Below are 18,759 nucleotides of genomic sequence, written 5' to 3' on the forward strand. Positions count from 1 at the left end.
GAGATCAGACCAGCGTGCGTCCGATACTGCCGATGACACCATCCGTCGGCTGACCCGAGGCGTCGCGTCGAGCTCCGGACTCGGGCAGCTTCCGTACGGCGCCGGTGGGGTCGACGGCCTGCGCGGGGCTGGCCCCGACCCAGGCCACCGTCAGCCGGTCCTCACCCTTCAGGAAGGCGTGCGCGCGCACGCCGCCCGTGGCGCGACCCTTCGACGGGTACTCCTCGAACGACGACACCTTCGCGCGCCCCGCATCGGTGCCGGGAAGGATGCTGTCGGCGCCCGAGACCGTCGCCACGACGGCATCCGATCCCGCGCCGACGACGCCGAAGAAGAGCACGGATGCGCCCGCCCCGAGCTTCACGCCGGCCATGCCGCCTGCGGGGGCGCCCTGCGGGCGCACGGCCGAGGCCGAGAAGCGCAGCAGTTGGGCGTCGGTGGTGACGAACACCACCTCGGAGTCGTCGGGTGCGTCCGCGGCACCCACGACGCAGTCCCCGGCCTTCATCCCGATGACCTCGACGTCCGGACGCACCGGAATCGAGGTCGGGACGATGCGCTTCACCGTTCCCTGCGCCGTCCCCAGCGCGATCGGGGTCTCGCTGTCGAATCGAACGAATCCGAGGATGCGTTCCCCGCGGGTGGTGATCCCGAGGTAGTCGCGCAGCGGCGTGCCTGCGGCGAGCTGCACCGAGCTGGACGGCACCGAGGGCAGGTCGACGGGGGAGAAGCGCACCACGCGCCCGGCACTCGTCAGCGCGCCGATCTCCGCCCGCACCGTCGTCTCGACCGTCGCGAGGATCGCATCGTGCTTGCTGCGGCGCGCGGGAACCGTGAGCTCCTGTCCGTCGACGAGGTCGACCCGCACCGCGCGCCCGGTCGTCGACAGCACGAGGACGGTCGGCGCATCCGCGATCTGCAGGTCGACGGCGCCCTTCGTCGCGCGGGGCTTCGGCGGTGCGGCGTTCATGAGCAGCGTGCGGCGGGGGGTGCCGTAGGCGTCCGCGGCGGCGTCGAGTTCGGTGGCGACCGCCTGACGCAGCAGCGCGTCGCTGCCGAGGAGCTCGCGGAGCGCCGCGATGTCGGCGAGGAGCGCGTCGCGCTCGGCTTCGAGTTCGATGCGCGAGAACTTGGTGAGTCGACGCAGTCGAAGCTCGAGGATGTACTCGGCCTGGAGCTCGCTGAGATCGAACACGTCGCGCAGCTTGGTGCGGGCCTGCTCGGAGTCGTCGGACGATCGGATGACCTGGATGACCTCGTCGATGTCGAGGATCGCGATCAGGAGGCCCTCGACGAGGTGCAGGCGCTCTTCGCGCCGCGCCAGACGGTAGCGGCTGCGGCGGGTGATGACCTCGAGCCGGTGGGCCACGTAGACGCTGAGCATCTCCTTGAGGCCGAGCGTGCGGGGCTGGCCGTCGACGAGGGCGACGTTGTTGATGTTGAACGAGTCCTCGAGCGGGGTCAGGCGATAGAGCTGCTCGAGCACGGCGTTCGGATCGAACCCGGTCTTGATGCCGATCGCGACGCGCAGGCCGTGATTGCGGTCGGTGAGGTCGGTGACGTCGCTGATGCCCTGGAGCTTCTTGGCCTGGACAGCATCGCGGATCTTCTCGATCAGCCGCTCGGGGCCGACCATGTAGGGCAGCTCCGAGACGATGATGCCGGTGCGACGCGGGCCCAGGGGCTCGATCGAGACCTTCCCGCGCACCTTGAGCGCGCCGCGACCGGTCGTGTAGGCGTCCTTCACACCATCGAGGCCCATGAGGACCCCGCCGGAGGGGAAGTCCGGTCCCGGCACGTACTCCATGAGCTCTTCGGTCGTCGCGTCCGGGTTCTCGAGCAGGTGCGTCGCGGCGGCCACGACCTCGATCAGGTTGTGCGGCGCCATGTTGGTCGCCATACCCACGGCGATACCGCTCGCGCCGTTGACCAGGAGGTTGGGGAACGCGGCGGGCAGCACGGCCGGCTGCTGGAACTGGCCGTCGTAGTTGGGGATGAAGTCGACGACGTCTTCATCGAGGTTCTCGGTGAGGGCGAGTGCGGAAGCGGCGAGGCGCGCCTCCGTGTAGCGGGCGGCCGCGGGACCGTCGTCCAGGGAGCCGAAGTTGCCGTGCCCGTCGACGAGCGGCACGCGGAGGGCGAAGTCCTGGGCGAGGCGCACCAGTGCGTCGTAGATCGCCGAGTCACCGTGCGGGTGCAGCTTTCCCATCACCTCGCCGACGACGCGGGCGCTCTTGACGTGTCCGCGGTCGGGGCGCAGCCCCATCTCGGCCATCTGGTACAGGATTCGGCGCTGCACCGGCTTGAGGCCGTCGCGGGCGTCGGGGAGGGCGCGCGAGTAGATCACGGAGTACGCGTACTCGAGGAAGGACCCCTGCATCTCGCTGGAGAGATCGATGTCCTGGATGCGCTCCTCGACGGGCTCGGGCGGCGGCGTTTTCGGCATGGGGTTCCTGAGGGCGTGCGGGAGCCTGTGTCAGACTGGCTCGGGTGTCCCTCATGCTACCGTCCGAGTCCGCGTCAGCCCGGAGCATCGTCGGGGTGGCGGACAACGTGTTCTCCGCGTTGAGCGGCGATGCCGGGCGTCTTCCCCGAGCCTCGTCGGTCGTGCTCGTCGTGATCGACGGCCTCGGTGCCATCGGACTGCGCGCGCACGCCGGTCATGCGCGCAACCTGACGGCGCAGATGACCAAGCGCGACGTCGCGACATCGGTGTTCCCCTCGACGACCGCCTCCGCATTGACGAGCATCCTCACCGGTGTCTGGCCGGGCGAGCACGGTCTGATGGGCTACCGCGTCGTCGACCCGGATCGCGACCTTCTCGTCAATCAGCTCACGGGATGGGAGAGTGAGGGGCTCGACCCCGCGACCTGGCAGATGGCTCCGACGATCTTCGAGCGTGCGGCAGCGACCGGGCACGGGGCGTTCGCGGTCGGACTCGCCGCCTATGCGCAGAGCGGATTCACCCGAGCGACGATGCGCGGCGCCGCCTTCGCTGCGGAGGCGCGTGCGGCCGATCGCGTGCGTCTCGCCTACGCCCTCGCCGAACAGAACCCCGGTTCCCTGGTCTACTGCTACTTGCCCGAGGTCGACAAGGCGGGGCACAAGCACGGGATGGCCTCCGCGGAGTGGCTGGCCGCGCTCGAGGACGTCGATGCCGCACTCTCCGCGCGCGTGCCGTCCGGCGTGGGAGTGCTGGTCACGTCGGATCACGGCATGATCGATGTTCCCGAACGGCGGCAGATCGTTCTCGACGAGGCTCATCTGACGGGTGTCCGGCACGTCGGGGGAGAGCCGCGCATGCTCCACGCCTATCTCGACCCCGCAGCCGACCCCGAGGAGGTCATCGCCCGGTGGCGCTCCGACCTCGCGGGCCTCGCCGACGTCGCCTCACGGGATGAGGCGATCGCCGCGGGCCTGTTCGGACCGCGGGTCGCGGATGCCGCGGCGGCGCGCATGGGCGACCTGCTCGCCGTCCCACGGGGGAACGGTGCGATCTACGACGGCACTGCCGCCGATCAACGCGGTCGCGGCATGGTGGGACAGCACGGCGGACTCACTCCCGAGGAGCGTCAGGTTCCGCTGATCGGGCTCGGTGCGTTCGCGCACTGAACCCACGAGCGTCACTCGTCGGTGCGCGCTCCGAAGACGATCTCGTCCCAGGATGGCATCGCGTTCCGGCGCCGCTTCCGCGAGGAGGATTCGTTCGAATCGGAGGGGTCACGCGGGGACGGGGGAGCATCCGCGCGGGGCTCGTCGGACTGCTCCGGCTCGAAGGCGTCCTCGAAGAGCGCGATCAGGTTGCGATCCGGCTCGTCGTCGGTGGTTGCGGCCGGCGGGCTCTGCTCAGCAGTCGGCGCGTCGTCGATGGCCGGCGAAGCCTCGCGCTGTCCGCGGCGACGACGGAGCGCCTCCAGCAGATCGGCCGTCTCGGGATTCGTGCTCTGCGTCTCGGGCGCGCGATTGATCGCCGCGGCCTGCGCCGCCGCGTTCGATCGTTCGGGAGCGGACGGCTCCTCGACGGAGACCTCGGGCGCCGGCACGAGACGCGGGCCGAACGCTCCGGAGTCGAACCGGCTGTCGTCCTTGTAGGGCGAGGAGGTGCGGTCGGACTCCACGGCGCGCAGACGCGGGATCAGCCCGTCGGGGAGGGACCCCTGGCGGGAGAGCTGGGTGGCGTCGGCGTTCAGGGGCGACAGAGCGCTGCGGCGGGGATCGAAGCTCCACCGCGCGTCGTGATCGACCTCGTTCGCCGTGAACTCCAGCTTGATGATCCAGCCGGACTCCTCTTTCCAGCTCGCCCAACGCTCGGCGGTCGCCGCGACATCGGAGAGCTTGGCGCGGATGGCCGTGCCGAACGTGGGCTGCGCGTCGGGTTCGACTTCGCTGCCGATCAGCACGGGGACGGCGAGCGCCTGTCCGATGACGTGCTCGCGCTCGGCGAGCACCGGCGCCTCGAAGCGTACGACGTCGTCGACGCTGATTCCGAGCAGCGCGGACACTTCGGATGCCGTGAGACCGGCGCGGATCTGCGCCTGGATGTCGCGCGGGCTGGCGGCGAGCTTCTGGGCGGCCGGTTCGGCCTGCCGGGTCGCCCTGCGCAGCTCCCGCTGCAGCACGTCGTCGATGGCCAGCGCGAACCGCTCGCCAGACTCGGTCGCGAGCACGAGGACTCCTGCCTCGGTGCCGACGATGGTGACGTTTTCCATGCGAATGCCCCTCTGATGGGTGTGCATTCATGGTGTCACGCGTGGCCCGGTTCGGGCGGGAATACCGTGGGCGCGCCGCGAGTTTGCTCTGTCGATCGCACCGGCATTTGCGAAATGCCTCTCGGTCATGCAAACTATGGCCGCCGAATACCCGACGGCGCACCACCACTCGCACCATGAATGTGGAGATCTAACCGCATGGCAACCGACTACGACGCCCCCCGTAAGAGCGAAGACGACTCCGAGTCGATCGAAGCCCTGAAGGAGCGCGTTCCCGACAAGCTCTCCGGATCGACCGGAGACGAGGACGCCGACAACCCGTCCAGCTTCGACCTCCCCGGAGCCGACCTCTCCGACCTCGAGCTGGACGTCGTCGTGCTGCCCGCGCAGCAGGACGAGTTCACGTGCATGAGCTGTTTCCTCGTGAAGCACCGCTCGCAGCTCGACCACGAAGAGGCCGCAGGCCCGATCTGCAAGGAATGCGCGGCCTGACGGCTCAGCGCGACGAATCACGCGCCCCGACCCTCGCGGTCAGGGGCGCGTTGTCGTTTGTGCCTGGTACTCGATCGCGGGCGGCGCGCTCAGCGCTGCGCGGTGCGGATGGCCGCGGCGAGGCGGTCGGGAGTGCGGGTGGAGACCGTCCAGGCGGTCACCGGGTCGGCGGGATCGTCGTTCGGGACGACCACGATGCCGTCGATGCCGCCGCGGATCAGGTGCCATCCGCGAGCGGGCAGTCCGGTTCCTCGGGCGTCCTTCGCATCGTCGCCCGTGAGCGCGAGCGGAGCACCCAGATGGGCGACGTCGATGTGTGCACGGCCGGCGCGGAGCACCCCGTCCTCGACCGAGACGACCGGGGTGATGAGGATGAAGAGCGCCACGAGGAGCGCCGACACGACTGCTCCGGCGACGAGCGCGACCGTCGCGCCGACCGGGACGAAGATGAGTGCCACCATGGGGCCGGCGAGCGCGACCGTGACCAGGAGCCGCAGGCTCGGCGAGAGCCGCTCGCGGTAGCGCGATCGTGCGTCGGTGGTGGGGTTCTGCATTAGCCTCATGGGGTGACCGATTCCGTTGATGTCCCCATTATCGCCGCTCAGCCGCCGGTCTATGCGCATCCCGGCGATGCCGGCGCGGACCTGACGGCCGCGGAGGCCGTGCGCCTCGAGCCGGGCGAGCGCGCGCTGGTGGCCACGGGTGTGCGCATCGCGCTGCCGGACGGCTACGCCGCCTTCGTCGTGCCGCGCAGCGGACTCGCGGCGAAGCACGGCATATCGATCGTGAACTCGCCGGGAACCGTCGACGCGGGCTATCGGGGTGAGATCAAGGTGAGTCTGATCAACACCGACACCCGCAGCGCGTACGATGTGGCGGTCGGCGATCGTATCGCGCAGCTGATCATCATGCCGGTGACGCGTGCCGTGTTCCACCCGGTCGACGAACTGCCCGAGAGCGTTCGCGGCGAGGGCGGATTCGGATCCACCGGATATCAGGCAGGGAAGAGCAATGACTGACAACACCCCCACTCCCCAGGAGTCCGCACCGCTGAACCGTGCCGTCGACGGCCCCTTCGACGACTCCGAGGCGAATCCGGTCCGGCCCTACATCGACCTCGGCGGCATCAAGATCCTGCCGCGCGAGGGCCTCAACCTCCGCCTCGAGGTCGAGGAGCAGTCCAAGCGCATCGTCGCCGTCGGTCTCGACTACGCGGATTCCTCGCTGCAGGTGCAGCCCTTCGCGGCGCCTCGCTCCGGCGGACTCTGGGACGAGACCCGGGTCCAGCTCCGTGACCAGGTCAAGGCCCAGGGCGGCCGCGTCGAAGAGCGCGAAGGCTCTCTCGGCAAGGAGCTGCTGGCGGAGGTGCCCGCCGCCGCGAACGAGGGCAGCGGGCTCCGCCTCGCGCGCTTCATCGGAATCGACGGTCCGCGGTGGTTCCTGCGCGGCGTGATCGGCGGTGCCGCGGCATCCGACCCCGACGCCGCCGCGAAGGTCGAGGATCTCTTCCGTTCGATCGTCGTCGTGCGCGGCGGCTCGCCCATGCCGCCTCGCGACCTCATTCCGCTGAAGATGCCGGCCACGCCGGGATCGGCGTGAGCGGGGCGGCCCCGCAGGGCGACCGCGAGCAGTCGGCCTCGGAGATCCTCGGCGCGGCGCTCAGCGGAGCGGCGCGCCGCGCCGGTGTCGACCCCGCCGAGGGTGCGAACACGCACACGGTCGTCTGGTCGGCGATCGGCGGATGGCGCGGGATCCTCGAGTCCGTGCTGCCCAGTCTGGCGTTCGTCGTTCTGTTCACGATCCGCCCCGAGCCGCTCATCCTCGCCCTCGGGGTGTCGGTGGGGCTCGCCGCCGTGTTCACGATCGTCCGTCTCGTGCAGAAGTCGCCGCCGTCCGCGGCGATCGGCGGGCTGGTGGCCGCGGGTGCGGCCGCCGCACTGGCGCTGATCACCGGGCGCGGGCAGGACAACTTCGTGCCCGGGCTGATCACGAACGCCGCGTACGGCACGGTCCTGCTCGTCACCGCACTCATCGGCTGGTCGCTCATCGGCATCGCCGCGGGCTTCCTCATGGGGGAGGGGATGGCGTGGCGTCAGGATCGTCGCAAGCGTCGCGCGTTCCTCTGGCTCGGCGTGGCCTGGTCGGCCCTCTTCTTCGCGCGCCTCGCCGTGCAGCTCCCGCTGTACCTCGCGGGCGAGGTGACGGCGCTGGGCACGCTCAAGCTGATCATGGGGCTGCCGCTGTTCGCGCCGATGGTCGCCGTGACGTGGCTCGTCGTGCGCGCGCTGTACCCGCCGGAGAAGCGTGAGGCGCAGGCGGCGGAGACCACGTCCGAGGCGTGATAGATTTATCTTGACATCAAGATAAATTGCAGGGCTTCTGCCTGGAGGGTCGAAGGCGCAGACTGGTTAGGTCCGCCTTGCTAGCCCCGGCCCCTCCCAGGCGAGCAAGATGGAATCGCCTGTCGCTTCCATCAGATCAGAAGGAGACGGAATCGTGTCCACGGTGAACAGCTTCGGTGCCCAGAGCACCCTGACGGTCGGCAGCACCGACTACGAGATCTTCCGCATCGACACGGTGCCCGGTTTCGACAAGCTCCCCTTCAGCCTCAAGGTGCTGCTGGAGAACCTCCTTCGCACCGAGGACGGCGCGAACGTCACGAAGGCGCAGATCGAGGCGCTCGGATCGTGGGATGCCGCGGCCGAGCCGAACACCGAGATCCAGTTCACGCCGGCGCGCGTCGTGATGCAGGACTTCACCGGTGTGCCCTGCATCGTCGACCTCGCCACGATGCGCGAGGCCGTCACGGCCCTGGGCGGCGACGCGAACAAGATCAACCCGCTCTCGCCGGCCGAGATGGTCATCGACCACTCGGTGATCGCCGACCTGTTCGGCTCCGAGAACGCCCTCGAGCGCAACGTCGAGATCGAGTACGAGCGCAACGGCGAGCGCTACCAGTTCCTCCGCTGGGGTCAGACGGCCTTCAGCGATTTCAAGGTCGTGCCGCCCGGAACGGGCATCGTGCACCAGGTGAACATCGAGCACCTGGCGAAGGTCATCTACGACCGCGAGGTGGGCGGCGTGCTGCGCGCGTACCCCGACACGTGCGTCGGCACCGACTCGCACACCACGATGGTCAACGGTCTCGGCGTGCTCGGCTGGGGCGTCGGCGGTATCGAGGCCGAGGCCGCGATGCTCGGTCAGCCCGTGTCGATGCTCATCCCGCGCGTCGTCGGCTTCAAGCTCAGCGGTGAGATCCCCGCCGGCGTCACGGCGACCGACGTCGTCCTCACGATCACCGACCAGCTGCGCAAGCACGGCGTCGTCGGCAAGTTCGTCGAGTTCTACGGCGAGGGAGTGGCCTCCGTGCCGCTCGCCAACCGTGCCACGATCGGCAACATGAGCCCCGAGTTCGGGTCGACCGCCGCGATCTTCCCGATCGACGACGTCACGCTCGACTACCTGCGCCTCACGGGCCGCAGCGAAGAGGCCGTCGCGCTCGTCGAGGCGTACGCCAAGACGCAGAAGCTGTGGCACGACCCCTCGCAGGAGCCCGTGTTCAGCGAGTACCTCGAGCTCGACCTCGCGACCGTGGTCCCGTCGATCGCCGGCCCGAAGCGCCCGCAGGACCGCATCCTCCTGTCGGAGGCCAAGTCGCAGTTCGAGCAGGACATCCTCGGATACGCGACCCCGTCGACCTCCGACTCGATCGTCGACCTCGAGTCCAAGCACTCGTTCCCGGCGTCCGACCCCGGTCAGGCCCCCGGCGACGAGGAGCCGACCACGCGTCCGGTCCACATCAACAGCGGAGCACCGGCGAACGCCTCCAAGCCGGTTCCGGTGACGACCCCCGACGGCGAGAAGTACATCCTCGACAACGGCGCCGTCACGCTCGCGGCCATCACCTCGTGCACCAACACGTCGAACCCGTCGGTCATGATCGCCGCCGGTCTCGTCGCTCGCAAGGCGCTCGAGAAGGGTCTCAAGCAGAAGCCGTGGGTCAAGACCACGCTCGGCCCCGGTTCGAAGGTCGTCACCGACTACTACGAGAAGTCCGGTCTCGACAAGGACCTCGAGGGTCTCGGCTTCTACACCGTCGGCTACGGCTGCACGATCTGCATCGGAAACTCCGGTCCGCTGATCGAGGAGGTCTCCGAGGCCATCAACTCGCACGACCTGGCCGTCACCGCGGTGCTCTCGGGCAACCGCAACTTCGAAGGTCGCATCAGCCCCGACGTGAAGATGAACTACCTCGCGAGCCCGCCGCTCGTGATCGCCTACGCGCTGGCCGGCTCGATGCACTTCGACTTCGAGAACGACTCCCTGGGCAAGGGCAGTGACGGCAACGACGTCTTCCTCAAGGACATCTGGCCGTCGCCCGACGAGGTGCAGGAGATCGTCGACTCGTCGATCTCGCGCGAGCAGTTCATCAAGCAGTACGCGACCGTGTTCGACGGTGACGAGCGCTGGCGCAGCCTGCCCACTCCCGAAGACGCGATCTTCCAGTGGGACGAGGACTCGACCTACGTGCGCAAGGCGCCGTACTTCGAGGGCATGACGATGGAGCTCACCCCGGTGAAGGACATCCAGGGTGCTCGTGTCATGGCGACCCTCGGCGACTCGGTCACCACCGACCACATCTCGCCCGCCGGAAACATCAAGCCGGGCACGCCGGCCGCGCAGTACCTGACCGAGCACGGCGTCGACCGCAAGGACTTCAACTCCTTCGGCTCGCGCCGCGGAAACCACGAGGTGATGATCCGCGGTACGTTCGCGAACATCCGCCTGAAGAACCTCATGGTGTCGGCGGTCAACGACGGTGCCGTGGTCGAGGGTGGCTTCACCCGCGACTTCACGCAGCCGGGCGGCCCGCAGTCGTACATCTACGACGCGAGCATGAACTACCAGGAGCAGGGCACCCCGCTCGTCATCTTCGGTGGCAAGGAGTACGGTTCCGGCTCGTCGCGCGACTGGGCGGCGAAGGGCACCAGCCTGCTGGGCGTCAAGGCGGTCATCACCGAGAGCTTCGAGCGCATCCACCGCTCGAACCTGATCGGCATGGGCGTCGTCCCGCTGCAGTTCCCCGCCGGTGAGAGCTGGGAGTCGCTGGGCCTCGACGGCACCGAGATCGTCTCGATCGAGGGCCTGGAAGAGCTCAACAACGGTGTGACCCCCAAGACGGTGCGCGTCACGGCCACGCCGAGCGAGCACTCGCCCGAGGGCAAGCAGGCCGTCGAGTTCGACGCGGTCGTGCGCATCGACACCCCCGGTGAGGCGGACTACTACCGCAACGGCGGCATCCTGCAGTACGTTCTGCGTTCGCTCGTCTGAGCACTCCGACAGGGGACCCGGCGCATCGTAGCCGGGTCCCCTTCGTCATGCCAGGGGGTGCGCCTCCCGGGGGATTCTCCGGGGTTGGCGGTACCATCGATGAGGCCCCGGATACCGAGTCCGCGACCGACGACACAGCAGGTGAGGAGGTGCCGATGCCCATTCTTCCGAGCATCTCAGGACCCAGGGACCTCGACGGTCTGAGCGCCGAGCAGTTGGCCGATCTGGCGCAGGAGATCCGCGATTTCCTCGTCGAGAACGTCTCCCGCACGGGCGGGCATCTCGGTCCGAACCTCGGCGTCGTCGAGCTGACGATCGCGCTGCACCGCACGTTCTCCTCGCCGGACGATCCGTTCATCTTCGACACCGGACACCAGTCGTACGTGCACAAGCTGCTCACCGGGCGCCAGGACTTCTCGGGTCTCCGCGTGCGCGGCGGTCTCGCCGGCTATCCGCAACGCGGAGAGAGCCCGCACGACGTCGTGGAGTCCTCGCACGCGTCCAGTTCGCTGAGCTGGGCGGACGGCGTCTCCCGCGCCCTCACGGCCACCGGACGCGCCGACCGCCATGTGGTGGCGGTCGTCGGCGACGGGTCGCTCACAGGGGGCATGACCTGGGAAGCGCTCAACAACATCTCCGACGACAACGACCGCAACCTCGTGATCGTCGTCAACGACAACGGGCGCTCCTACGCCCCGACCATCGGCGGCATGTCGCGCTTCCTCAACCGCGTGCGCACCGCCGCCGCGTACAAGGACCTGCACCACAAGTCCGATCGGCTCTTCCGCGCCTTCGGTCCCGTGGGGCGCGCCGTGTTCCGCGGAGTCCGCGGCGGAACGCACGGCTTCCTCTCGCGCTTCACGAACAACGAGGCCCTGTACTCGAACCTCGACATCAAGTACCTCGGGCCCGTCGATGGGCACGATCTCCCCGCCCTCCTCGAGACTCTCGAGCTCGCGAAGTCCTACGGCGCTCCGGTGATCGTTCATGCGATCACCGAGAAGGGGCGCGGCTATCAGCCGGCGCGCGACGACGACGCCGACCAGTTCCACGCCGTCGGCAAGATCGACCCCGCGACCGGCGAGACGCTCTCGTCGGGCGGTCGCGGATGGACGGATGTCTTCTCCGATGCGCTCGTCGACATCGGCTCGCGCCGCGAAGACGTCATCGGGATCACGGCCGCGATGCTCCGCCCCACCGGTCTGGCGCCGTTCGCCGAGCGATTCCCCGAGCGCGTGTACGACGTCGGTATCGCCGAGCAGCACGCCGTCGCGTCAGCGGCGGGTCTCGCATACGGGGGACTGCACCCCGTGGTCGCGGTGTACGCGACCTTCATGGGGCGTGCGTTCGACCAGGTGCTCATGGACGTCGCGCTGCACCGCGCAGGCGTGACGTTCGTGCTCGACCGTGCCGGGGTGACCGGTCCCGACGGACCCAGCCATCACGGCATGTGGGATCTGGCGATGCTGCAGATCGTGCCCCACATCCGTATCGCGGCTCCGCGCGACGGCGTCCGGCTCACGGAGGCGTTGGAAGAGGCCGTCCTGGTCGACGACGCGCCCACGGTCATCCGCTTCCCGAAGGGCGAGGTCGCCGCCGAACTGCCCGCGCTCGACCGCCTCCACGACGGCGTGGACGTGCTCGCGCGAGGCGAGAGCGAAGACGTGCTGATCGTGGCGATCGGCCCGTTCGCGGCGATGGCCATGGACGTGGCGGAGCGGTTGCGCGCCCAGGGGATCGGAGCCACGGTCATCGATCCGCGCTGGGCGATCCCGGTGCAGCCGTCGATCGTCGCCCTGGCGGCACGTCATCGTCTCGTCATCACGATGGAGGACGGCATCCGCGTCGGCGGGATCGGCACGCGCGTGCGTCAGGTGCTGCGCGAGGCAGGAATCGATACGGCGGTCGACGAGCTCGGTCTGCCCGACGAGTTCCTCGACCACGCGTCACGGGAGCAGATCCTGGCGGACGCCGGTCTCACCGCGTCGAAGATCGCGCAGGACGTCGTCGCGCAGGTGCTGGGAACACGTATCCCCGTCGCACGGAGCGCCGGGGAGACCGGCACGATCGACCTCCCGCTGCACGAGAAGCGCTGACACCCGCGCTGATCAGTTGAGCGCGTGGAGCGCGGCGACCGCCTGCGCGTCGCGATCGGTGTCGCGGAGCGCCGTCGACAGCAGGTAGCCGTCGGTGAGCGCATCGCCGGTGACCATGACGCGCACGAGCTCGACGCCGCAGGCTCGCCGTACCTCGTCAGCACTCGCGGCGATGACTCGGGTGTTGATCTCGTCGTTGTGCGGGAGCTCCGCACCGTCGAAGCCGCGGATCACGTCACGCAAGGCTGCGCCGACGATGTTCGACGCGCGCTCCTTCACGTTCACGACGTCGAGCTCGAACACCCGGAGATCGCGGCCGGTGGGGATCGGTCTCCACTCGAACGACGCGTGGACGCGATGTTGGTGCCCCTTCGCTCCCGTCATCTCGCGGGCGGGCAGGTCGGTCGCGCGGCAACGCACGTCGACGAGCCTGTACCAGTAGAACAGCGGGAACGCGCCGTGCGACCCGGGATGGAGCACGACCACTTCGCCGACAGCACCGCCGCGACTGCTCGGACGCCGCTGCGGGCGGTTCCGGATGATCGGCTTGCCGTTGCGGGTGCGGATCGCTGCCCAGCCCTCGTCCACCGTCACGATGAAGATCTTCAGGAGCGCCGGAACGACCAGCAGGATCGTGAGGATCGCGGTCCCGGTCTTGAGCAGACCCGAGAGTCCCTTGCCACCCAGCATCGAGAGGAGCATGTCCATGCACACCACTGTGCCCCCTCGTCCGCGATCGGAGTGCCGTGAACGGGCGTGAGGGCGCGCTGTTCATGCGTTGTTCGGTGCGTGTTCGCCCGACCGCCGCCGGACGGATACGGGACGGGGTCGGAACGACCGACCGTCAGCCGAGCGCGTGGAGAACGACGGAGGGGGCCGTGCGCGCTGCACGACCCCCTCCGCTGCGCGTGATCAGCGGTTCTCGACGCCCCGGATCTGCGGGGTGTGGAACGATCCTCCGAAGGCACGATCCGACGCGCCCTCCCGGTCGAGGTACGGCGAGGCGCCGCCGTCGATGAACGGCCAGCCCGCGCCGAGGATCAGGCAGAGATCGATGTCCTCCACCTCCGGGACGACGCCCTCGTCGAGCATCCGCTTGATCTCGTCGGCCAGGCCGTCCTGCACGCGCTGCAGGATCGTCGCGGCCGATGCCGGCGTGGAACCCACGGCGGGCTTCAGCAGTTTCTCGGCCTGCTTCGTCCACCCGGTGACCCGGCCGCCCTTGTCCTTCTCGACGATCGCGTCCAGTTCTGCGAGGGCGTGGAAGTTCTCGTTCGCGTAGAAACGCTCGGGGAACGCCGTCGCCATCGTGTCCTGGACGTGCGCGGCGACCTTCCAGCCGACGAGGTCGATCAACTGGAACGGACCCATCGGCAGGCCGAGCGGACCGAACGCCTTCTCGACGTCGACGATCGGGGTGCCCTCGTACACGGCGCGGGCCGCTTCCCCCATGACCTTCGCCAGCAGGCGGTTCACGACGAATCCGGGAGCGTCGGCGGTGAGCACCGCGTTCTTGCCGAGATTGCGAGCGACGACGAAGGCCGTCGACAGCGCGGCATCCGACGTGCTCGGCGTCTTCACGATCTCGATCAGCGGCATGACCGCGACCGGGTTGAAGAAGTGGAAGCCGACGAGACGCTCCGGGTGCTCCAGCTTCGCGCCGATCTCCGCGACCGACAGCGACGAGGTGTTCGTCGCCAGGATCGCGTCCTCGGCGATGATCTTCTCGATCTCGCCGAACACCTGCTGCTTGACGCCGACCTCTTCGAACACGGCCTCGATCACGAAATCGCAGTCCGCGTAGAGGCTCTTGTCGGTGGTGCCGGTGACCAGCGCGCGCAGCTTGTTCGCGGAGTCCGCGTCGAGGCGGCCCTTGGCCTCGAGCTTGCCGATCTCCTCGTGGATGTACGCCACGCCCTTGTCGACGCGCGCCTGGTCCAGGTCGGTGATGAGCACCGGCACCTGAAGTTTGCGCACGAACAGCAGGGCGAACTGGCTGGCCATGAGGCCGGCCCCGATGATGCCGACCTTGGTGACCTTCTTGGCGAGGGCCTTGTCCGGCGCGCCGACGGGGCGCTTCGCACGCTTCTGAACGAGGTCGAACGCGTACATGGATGCCGCGAACTGGTCACCCGTGACGAGATCGGCGAGGGCCTCGTCCTCACGGGCGAACCCCTCGGCCTTGGTGCCGCTCTTGGCCTTGTCGAGCAGGTCGAGCGCCGCATAGGGCGACCTCGGCACGGTGCCGATCTTGGACTCGAGCATGCCGCGCGCCATCTTGATCGCGATCGGCCACTTGGTGAGCCGCTCGAGCTTGCCGGGCTCGTTCTTCCGCTCGACCTTCTTGCCGCCGAGGACCGCATCGGCCCAGGCCAGTGAATTCTCGAGGTAGTTCGCCGCGGGGAAGATCGCGTCGAAGATGCCGAGATCGAACGCCTGCTGCGGCTTGAGCATCCGATTCTGCTTGAGCGGGTTCGAGATGACGACCTCGAGCGCGTTCTCGATGCCGATCAGGTTCGGCAGCAGGTAGGCGCCACCCCAGCCGGGGATGATGCCGAGGAAGACCTCGGGCAGCGCGACCGCCGCGGCAGAGGAGTCGACCGTGCGGTAGGTCGAGTTCAACGCGATCTCGAGTCCGCCTCCCAGCGCGAGACCGTTCACGAAGGCGAACGAGGGCACGCCGAGCTCGCCGAACTTGCCCAGCACCTTGTGGCCGAGCTGCGCGATGAGGCGGGCGTTGTCGCGCGATCCGACCTTGCCGATGTCGGAGAGATCCGCGCCCGCGGCGAGGATGTACTGCTTGCCCGTGATACCGACCGCCTGGATCTCTCCGGCAGCCGCTCGCGCGGTGAGAGCGTCGAGCGTCTCGCCGAGCTGCGTGAGCGTCGCGGGCCCGAGGGTGTTCGGGCGGGTGTGGTCGCGACCGTTGTCGAGCGTGATGAGCGCGAGCACCTTTCCCGACGCCAGGCGGATGTCGCGGACGGGCGACTGCGTGATCACCTCGCCGTCGGTGAGCGCCCGGATCGGTGCGAAGTCGACGTTCGCGTACTGTTCGGAGATCGTGTTCGCCATGCCTGCCATCACTTCCGCTTCTTGCCGTCGTAGTGCGGGTTCTCCCAGATGACCGAACCGCCCTGTCCGAGGCCGACGCACATCGCGGTCAGGCCGTAGCGGACGTCGGGGCGCTCGGCGAACTGGGCCGCGAGCTGGATCATCAGGCGCACACCGGAGGCTGCGAGCGGGTGGCCGAGCGCGATGGCCCCGCCCCACTGGTTGACGCGGGGGTCGTCGTCCGCGATGCCGAAGTGATCGAGCAACGAGATGACCTGGATGGCGAACGCCTCGTTGAGCTCGAAGAGCCCGATGTCGGAGATCGACAGGCCGGCCTTCTTCAGCGCCTTCTCGGTCGACGGGATCGGACCGATACCCATGATCTCGGGCTGGACGCCCGCGAACGCGAACGAGACCATGCGCATCTTCGGGGCGAGACCCAGTTCCTTGACCGCGCCGCCACCGGCGAGCAGCGACATCGTCGCGCCGTCGGTGAGGGGCGAGGAGGTGCCGGCGGTGACGCGACCGTGCGGGCGGAACGGCGTCTTCAGAGCGGCCAGATCCTCCATCGTGGTCTGGGGGCGGCGCCCCTCGTCCTCGGTCGCGAGTCCCCAGGCGCCCTCGGCATCCTTGATCGCCACCGAGACGAGGTCGGGCTGGATCTTGCCCGCGTCGTAGGCGGCCTGCACCTTGTGCTGGCTGAGCATGCCGAACCGGTCGGAGCGCTCCTTGGTGAGGTGCGGGAAGCGATCGAAGATGCGCTCGGCGGTGACGCCCATGTTGAGCGCTCCGGGGTCGACCATCTTCTCGGCGACGAATCGCGGGTTCGGGTCGGCGTTGCCGCCGATCGGGTGATGACCCATGTGCTCCACGCCACCGGCGAGGGCCAGGTCGTACATGCCCACCCCGATCGAGGCGCCCATGGTCGTCACGCTCGTCATCGCTCCCGCGCACATCCGCTCGACCGCGAGGCCGGGAACGGTCTGGGGGAGTCCGGCGAGGATCGCCACGGATCGACCGAGCGTGAGTCCCTGATCCCCGGTCTGCGAGGTCGCGGCGATCGCGACGTCGTCGATGCGGTCGGCCGGGACGGCCTGATTCCGCTCCATGAGACCGATGGTCGCCTTCACGGCGAGGTCGTCTGCGCGGGTGTTCCAGTACATGCCCTTTTCGCCGGCGCGCCCGAAGGGGGTGCGCACTCCATCGACGAAGAAGACGTCCGAGATCTCGGCCACTCTGCCTCCAAGTTTGTGCGGTGGCCTCAGTCTAGGGAGGCCCCGAAACGGGGAGGAATCGGTTGGATCGAACCTACGAAGCCGTGGCGGGAGCCTCGTCGGGCTGTTGCGCTGCTTCTACAAAAGCGGCGGCGATCTTCTGTGCGGTTTGTTCAACCTGCCAGGTGCGCGCGCCCAGCGCCGTCAGTGCGCCGCCGATGGCTTCCGGGGTGTCTCCCGCGGGCGCCCACGCGACGCGTCGGAGGTACTCGGGCGTCAACAGGTTCTCCGTCGGCATGTGCAGTTCCTCGGCGATCGCCTCGACCACGGGGCGCGCGGCTTTCAGGCGTGCATCGGCCTCGGGGTTGCGATCCGCCCAGGCGCGCGGGGGCGGCAAAGCGTCGCTCGGAACCCGTTCGCGCGGCAGCTCCTCGGTCGCCCGTCCGTCGACGATGGCCTGCCACCAGCGGTCGAGCTGCGTGCGGCTCGCGCGCCCCTGGAACTCCTTGATACCGGCGAGCGCCTGCTTGCTCTGCGGATTCGCCATGACCGCCGCCACCAGCGAACGGTCGGGGATGAGGCGTCCGGGGGAGACGTCCTGGGCCTGCGCATATGCTTCGCGTGCCTGCCAGAGGGAGCGCGCCACGGCGAGATTGCGGGCACCGCGCACCTGGTGCAGTCCGCTCAGACGGCGCCAGGGGTCTTCGCGGGGCGGCTTGGGTGCGCGACTCAGGGTCGCCGCGAACTCCTCGGCGGCGAATGCAGTCTTCTCCTGCTCCTCGAGTTCGAGGGCGAGCGCATCGCGCACGTCGATCAGGTGCAGCACGTCGAGGGCCGCGTACTCGAGCCAGGAATCCGGCAGGGGGCGCGTCGACCAGTCCGCGGCCGAGTGCTCCTTCTTCAGCGTGATGCCGAGCGTGTGCTCGACGACGGCGGCGAGACCCACGCGCTCGTGCCCGAGCAGGCGCGAGGCGAGCTCGGTGTCGAAGATCGTGTGCGGGTCGAGGTCGAGCTCGCGCAGCGAGGGGAGATCCTGACTCGCGGCGTGGAAGACCCATTCGACGTCGCCGATCGCCGCGTTCAGCGGCGTGAGGTCGCCGATGGCGGGCGGGTCGAAAAGGAACACGCCGGCGTCGCGGCGGAAGACCTGTACGAGGTAGGCGCGCTGGGAGTAACGGAAGCCGGAGGCGCGCTCGACATCGACGGCGACCGGTCCGGTGCCGTTCGCGAGCACGGCGCAGGCGGCGCGGAACTCCTCGGCATCCGAGATCACGGAGTATTCAGTCACGTACAGCCTTTCGCGCGCCGAGAACGGCGATGCCCTCGGAACCGGGCGGAAGACCCGCCAGCATTCCGACCAGTTCGGCCCATGCCTCGACGTGCGGACGGAACGGGCCCTGCGGAGTCCAGGACGCCCGCAATTCTATCTGTGCGCCGTCCCCTTCGAGGGCGAGGCCCCCGAATCCCTTCGACAGCGTCTTGGTGGAGGTGCCCGACGCTGCGCCGTACCGGGCCTCCCGGGAGTCGAGGGCATCGACGAGCCACGACCAGGTGACGTCGGCGAGCAGCGGATCCGTGCCGATCTCCGTCTCGAGCGGTGCCTGCGCGAAGATGACGATCCGCCACGATCCTCCCCAGCCCGCCGGTTCGTCCGGATCGTGCAGCAGCACGAAACGTCCCGTTCCGTACACGGAGTCGCCGTCGTCGTCGGGGCGGACATCGGCGGCGAGCGCGAGAGCGAAGGGCGCGAGGCCGGTCGGGGTCGGAATCTCGCGCACGGTGATGTCGTCACGGAACGCCGTCTCGCGCAGTTCTGCGGCGGCGTTCTCGAAGAGGGTCCCGGCATCGGGGGGTGCGGTCACGGCA

15 protein-coding genes are annotated in these 18,759 nt (G+C 69.0%); 7 read left to right on the forward strand and 8 right to left on the reverse strand.

The features are described 5' to 3' along the window. Positions 1-4: 4 nt before the first annotated feature. On the reverse strand, positions 5-2,446 hold the full coding sequence (locus tag KZC52_RS01835) for a DNA gyrase/topoisomerase IV subunit A (RefSeq protein ID WP_247622368.1): 2,442 nt from the start codon (positions 2,444-2,446) through the stop codon (positions 5-7). A 95-nt stretch (positions 2,447-2,541) separates the two neighbouring features. Between KZC52_RS01835 and KZC52_RS01840 the strand changes: the two genes are divergently transcribed. Then, the gene (locus tag KZC52_RS01840; RefSeq protein WP_247622369.1) at positions 2,542-3,612 is read left to right on the forward strand and encodes an alkaline phosphatase family protein; all 1,071 of its coding nucleotides are present in this window, start codon (positions 2,542-2,544) and stop codon (positions 3,610-3,612) included. Between the two features lie 11 nt (positions 3,613-3,623). On the opposite strand, the gene sepH is transcribed toward KZC52_RS01840, so the two are convergent. After that, positions 3,624-4,709, reverse strand: coding sequence for a septation protein SepH (gene sepH, locus KZC52_RS01845; RefSeq protein WP_247622370.1), 1,086 nt, complete (start codon positions 4,707-4,709; stop codon positions 3,624-3,626). 198 nt (positions 4,710-4,907) lie between these two features. On the opposite strand from sepH, the gene KZC52_RS01850 reads away from it, so the two are divergent. Continuing rightward, positions 4,908-5,201 (forward strand): DUF4193 domain-containing protein, encoded by a 294-nt coding sequence (locus KZC52_RS01850; RefSeq protein ID WP_247622371.1) that lies wholly within the window; start codon positions 4,908-4,910, stop codon positions 5,199-5,201. Between the two features lie 89 nt (positions 5,202-5,290). Here the strand turns inward: KZC52_RS01850 and KZC52_RS01855 are convergent, their stop codons facing one another. Beyond that, on the reverse strand, positions 5,291-5,755 hold the full coding sequence (locus KZC52_RS01855) for a DUF3093 domain-containing protein (RefSeq protein ID WP_247622372.1): 465 nt from the start codon (positions 5,753-5,755) through the stop codon (positions 5,291-5,293). Positions 5,756-5,767: 12 nt separating this feature from the next. Between KZC52_RS01855 and dut the strand changes: the two genes are divergently transcribed. The 5 genes from dut to dxs all read left to right on the forward strand — a co-directional run bounded on the left by dut (position 5,768) and on the right by dxs (position 12,628). After that, the gene (gene dut / locus KZC52_RS01860; protein WP_247622373.1) at positions 5,768-6,220 is read left to right on the forward strand and encodes a dUTP diphosphatase; all 453 of its coding nucleotides are present in this window, start codon (positions 5,768-5,770) and stop codon (positions 6,218-6,220) included. Beyond that, a complete protein-coding gene (locus KZC52_RS01865) occupies positions 6,213-6,800 on the forward strand; it encodes a DUF3710 domain-containing protein (protein WP_247622374.1) in 588 nt (195 codons plus the stop codon). The genes dut and KZC52_RS01865 overlap by 8 nt, the downstream gene beginning before the upstream one ends. Further along, a complete protein-coding gene (locus KZC52_RS01870; RefSeq protein ID WP_247622375.1) occupies positions 6,797-7,543 on the forward strand; it encodes a DUF3159 domain-containing protein in 747 nt (248 codons plus the stop codon). Before KZC52_RS01865 ends, KZC52_RS01870 begins: the two co-directional genes overlap by 4 nt. Positions 7,544-7,697: 154 nt before the next feature. After that, positions 7,698-10,532 (forward strand): aconitate hydratase, encoded by a 2,835-nt coding sequence (locus KZC52_RS01875; protein WP_282185355.1) that lies wholly within the window; start codon positions 7,698-7,700, stop codon positions 10,530-10,532. A gap of 155 nt (positions 10,533-10,687) precedes the next feature. After that, positions 10,688-12,628 carry a 1-deoxy-D-xylulose-5-phosphate synthase gene (gene dxs / locus KZC52_RS01880; RefSeq protein WP_247622377.1) on the forward strand — a complete coding sequence of 647 codons (1,941 nt, stop codon included), beginning with the start codon at positions 10,688-10,690 and terminating at the stop codon, positions 12,626-12,628. Between the two features lie 12 nt (positions 12,629-12,640). Here dxs and KZC52_RS01885 read toward each other — a convergent pair whose 3' ends face one another. The 5 genes from KZC52_RS01885 to KZC52_RS01905 form a co-directional block, all read right to left on the reverse strand. Then, the gene (locus KZC52_RS01885) at positions 12,641-13,336 is read right to left on the reverse strand and encodes an SPFH domain-containing protein (RefSeq protein ID WP_247622378.1); all 696 of its coding nucleotides are present in this window, start codon (positions 13,334-13,336) and stop codon (positions 12,641-12,643) included. 204 nt (positions 13,337-13,540) lie between these two features. Continuing rightward, entirely contained in the window at positions 13,541-15,709 is a 2,169-nt protein-coding gene (locus KZC52_RS01890) for a 3-hydroxyacyl-CoA dehydrogenase NAD-binding domain-containing protein (RefSeq protein WP_372491550.1), read from the reverse strand. Continuing rightward, on the reverse strand, positions 15,709-16,914 hold the full coding sequence (locus tag KZC52_RS01895) for a thiolase family protein (RefSeq protein WP_247622379.1): 1,206 nt from the start codon (positions 16,912-16,914) through the stop codon (positions 15,709-15,711). Before KZC52_RS01895 ends, KZC52_RS01890 begins: the two co-directional genes overlap by 1 nt. A 73-nt stretch (positions 16,915-16,987) precedes the next feature. Beyond that, on the reverse strand, positions 16,988-18,181 hold the full coding sequence (locus tag KZC52_RS01900; RefSeq protein ID WP_247622380.1) for a ribonuclease D: 1,194 nt from the start codon (positions 18,179-18,181) through the stop codon (positions 16,988-16,990). Continuing rightward, positions 18,174-18,755: a DUF3000 family protein gene (locus KZC52_RS01905; protein ID WP_247622381.1), complete on the reverse strand. Its 582-nt coding sequence runs from the start codon at positions 18,753-18,755 to the stop codon at positions 18,174-18,176. Before KZC52_RS01905 ends, KZC52_RS01900 begins: the two co-directional genes overlap by 8 nt. Positions 18,756-18,759: the final 4 nt, after the last annotated feature.

Source organism: Microbacterium galbinum (assembly GCF_023091225.1).
GTDB classification, from domain to species: Bacteria; Actinomycetota; Actinomycetes; order Actinomycetales; family Microbacteriaceae; genus Microbacterium; species Microbacterium galbinum.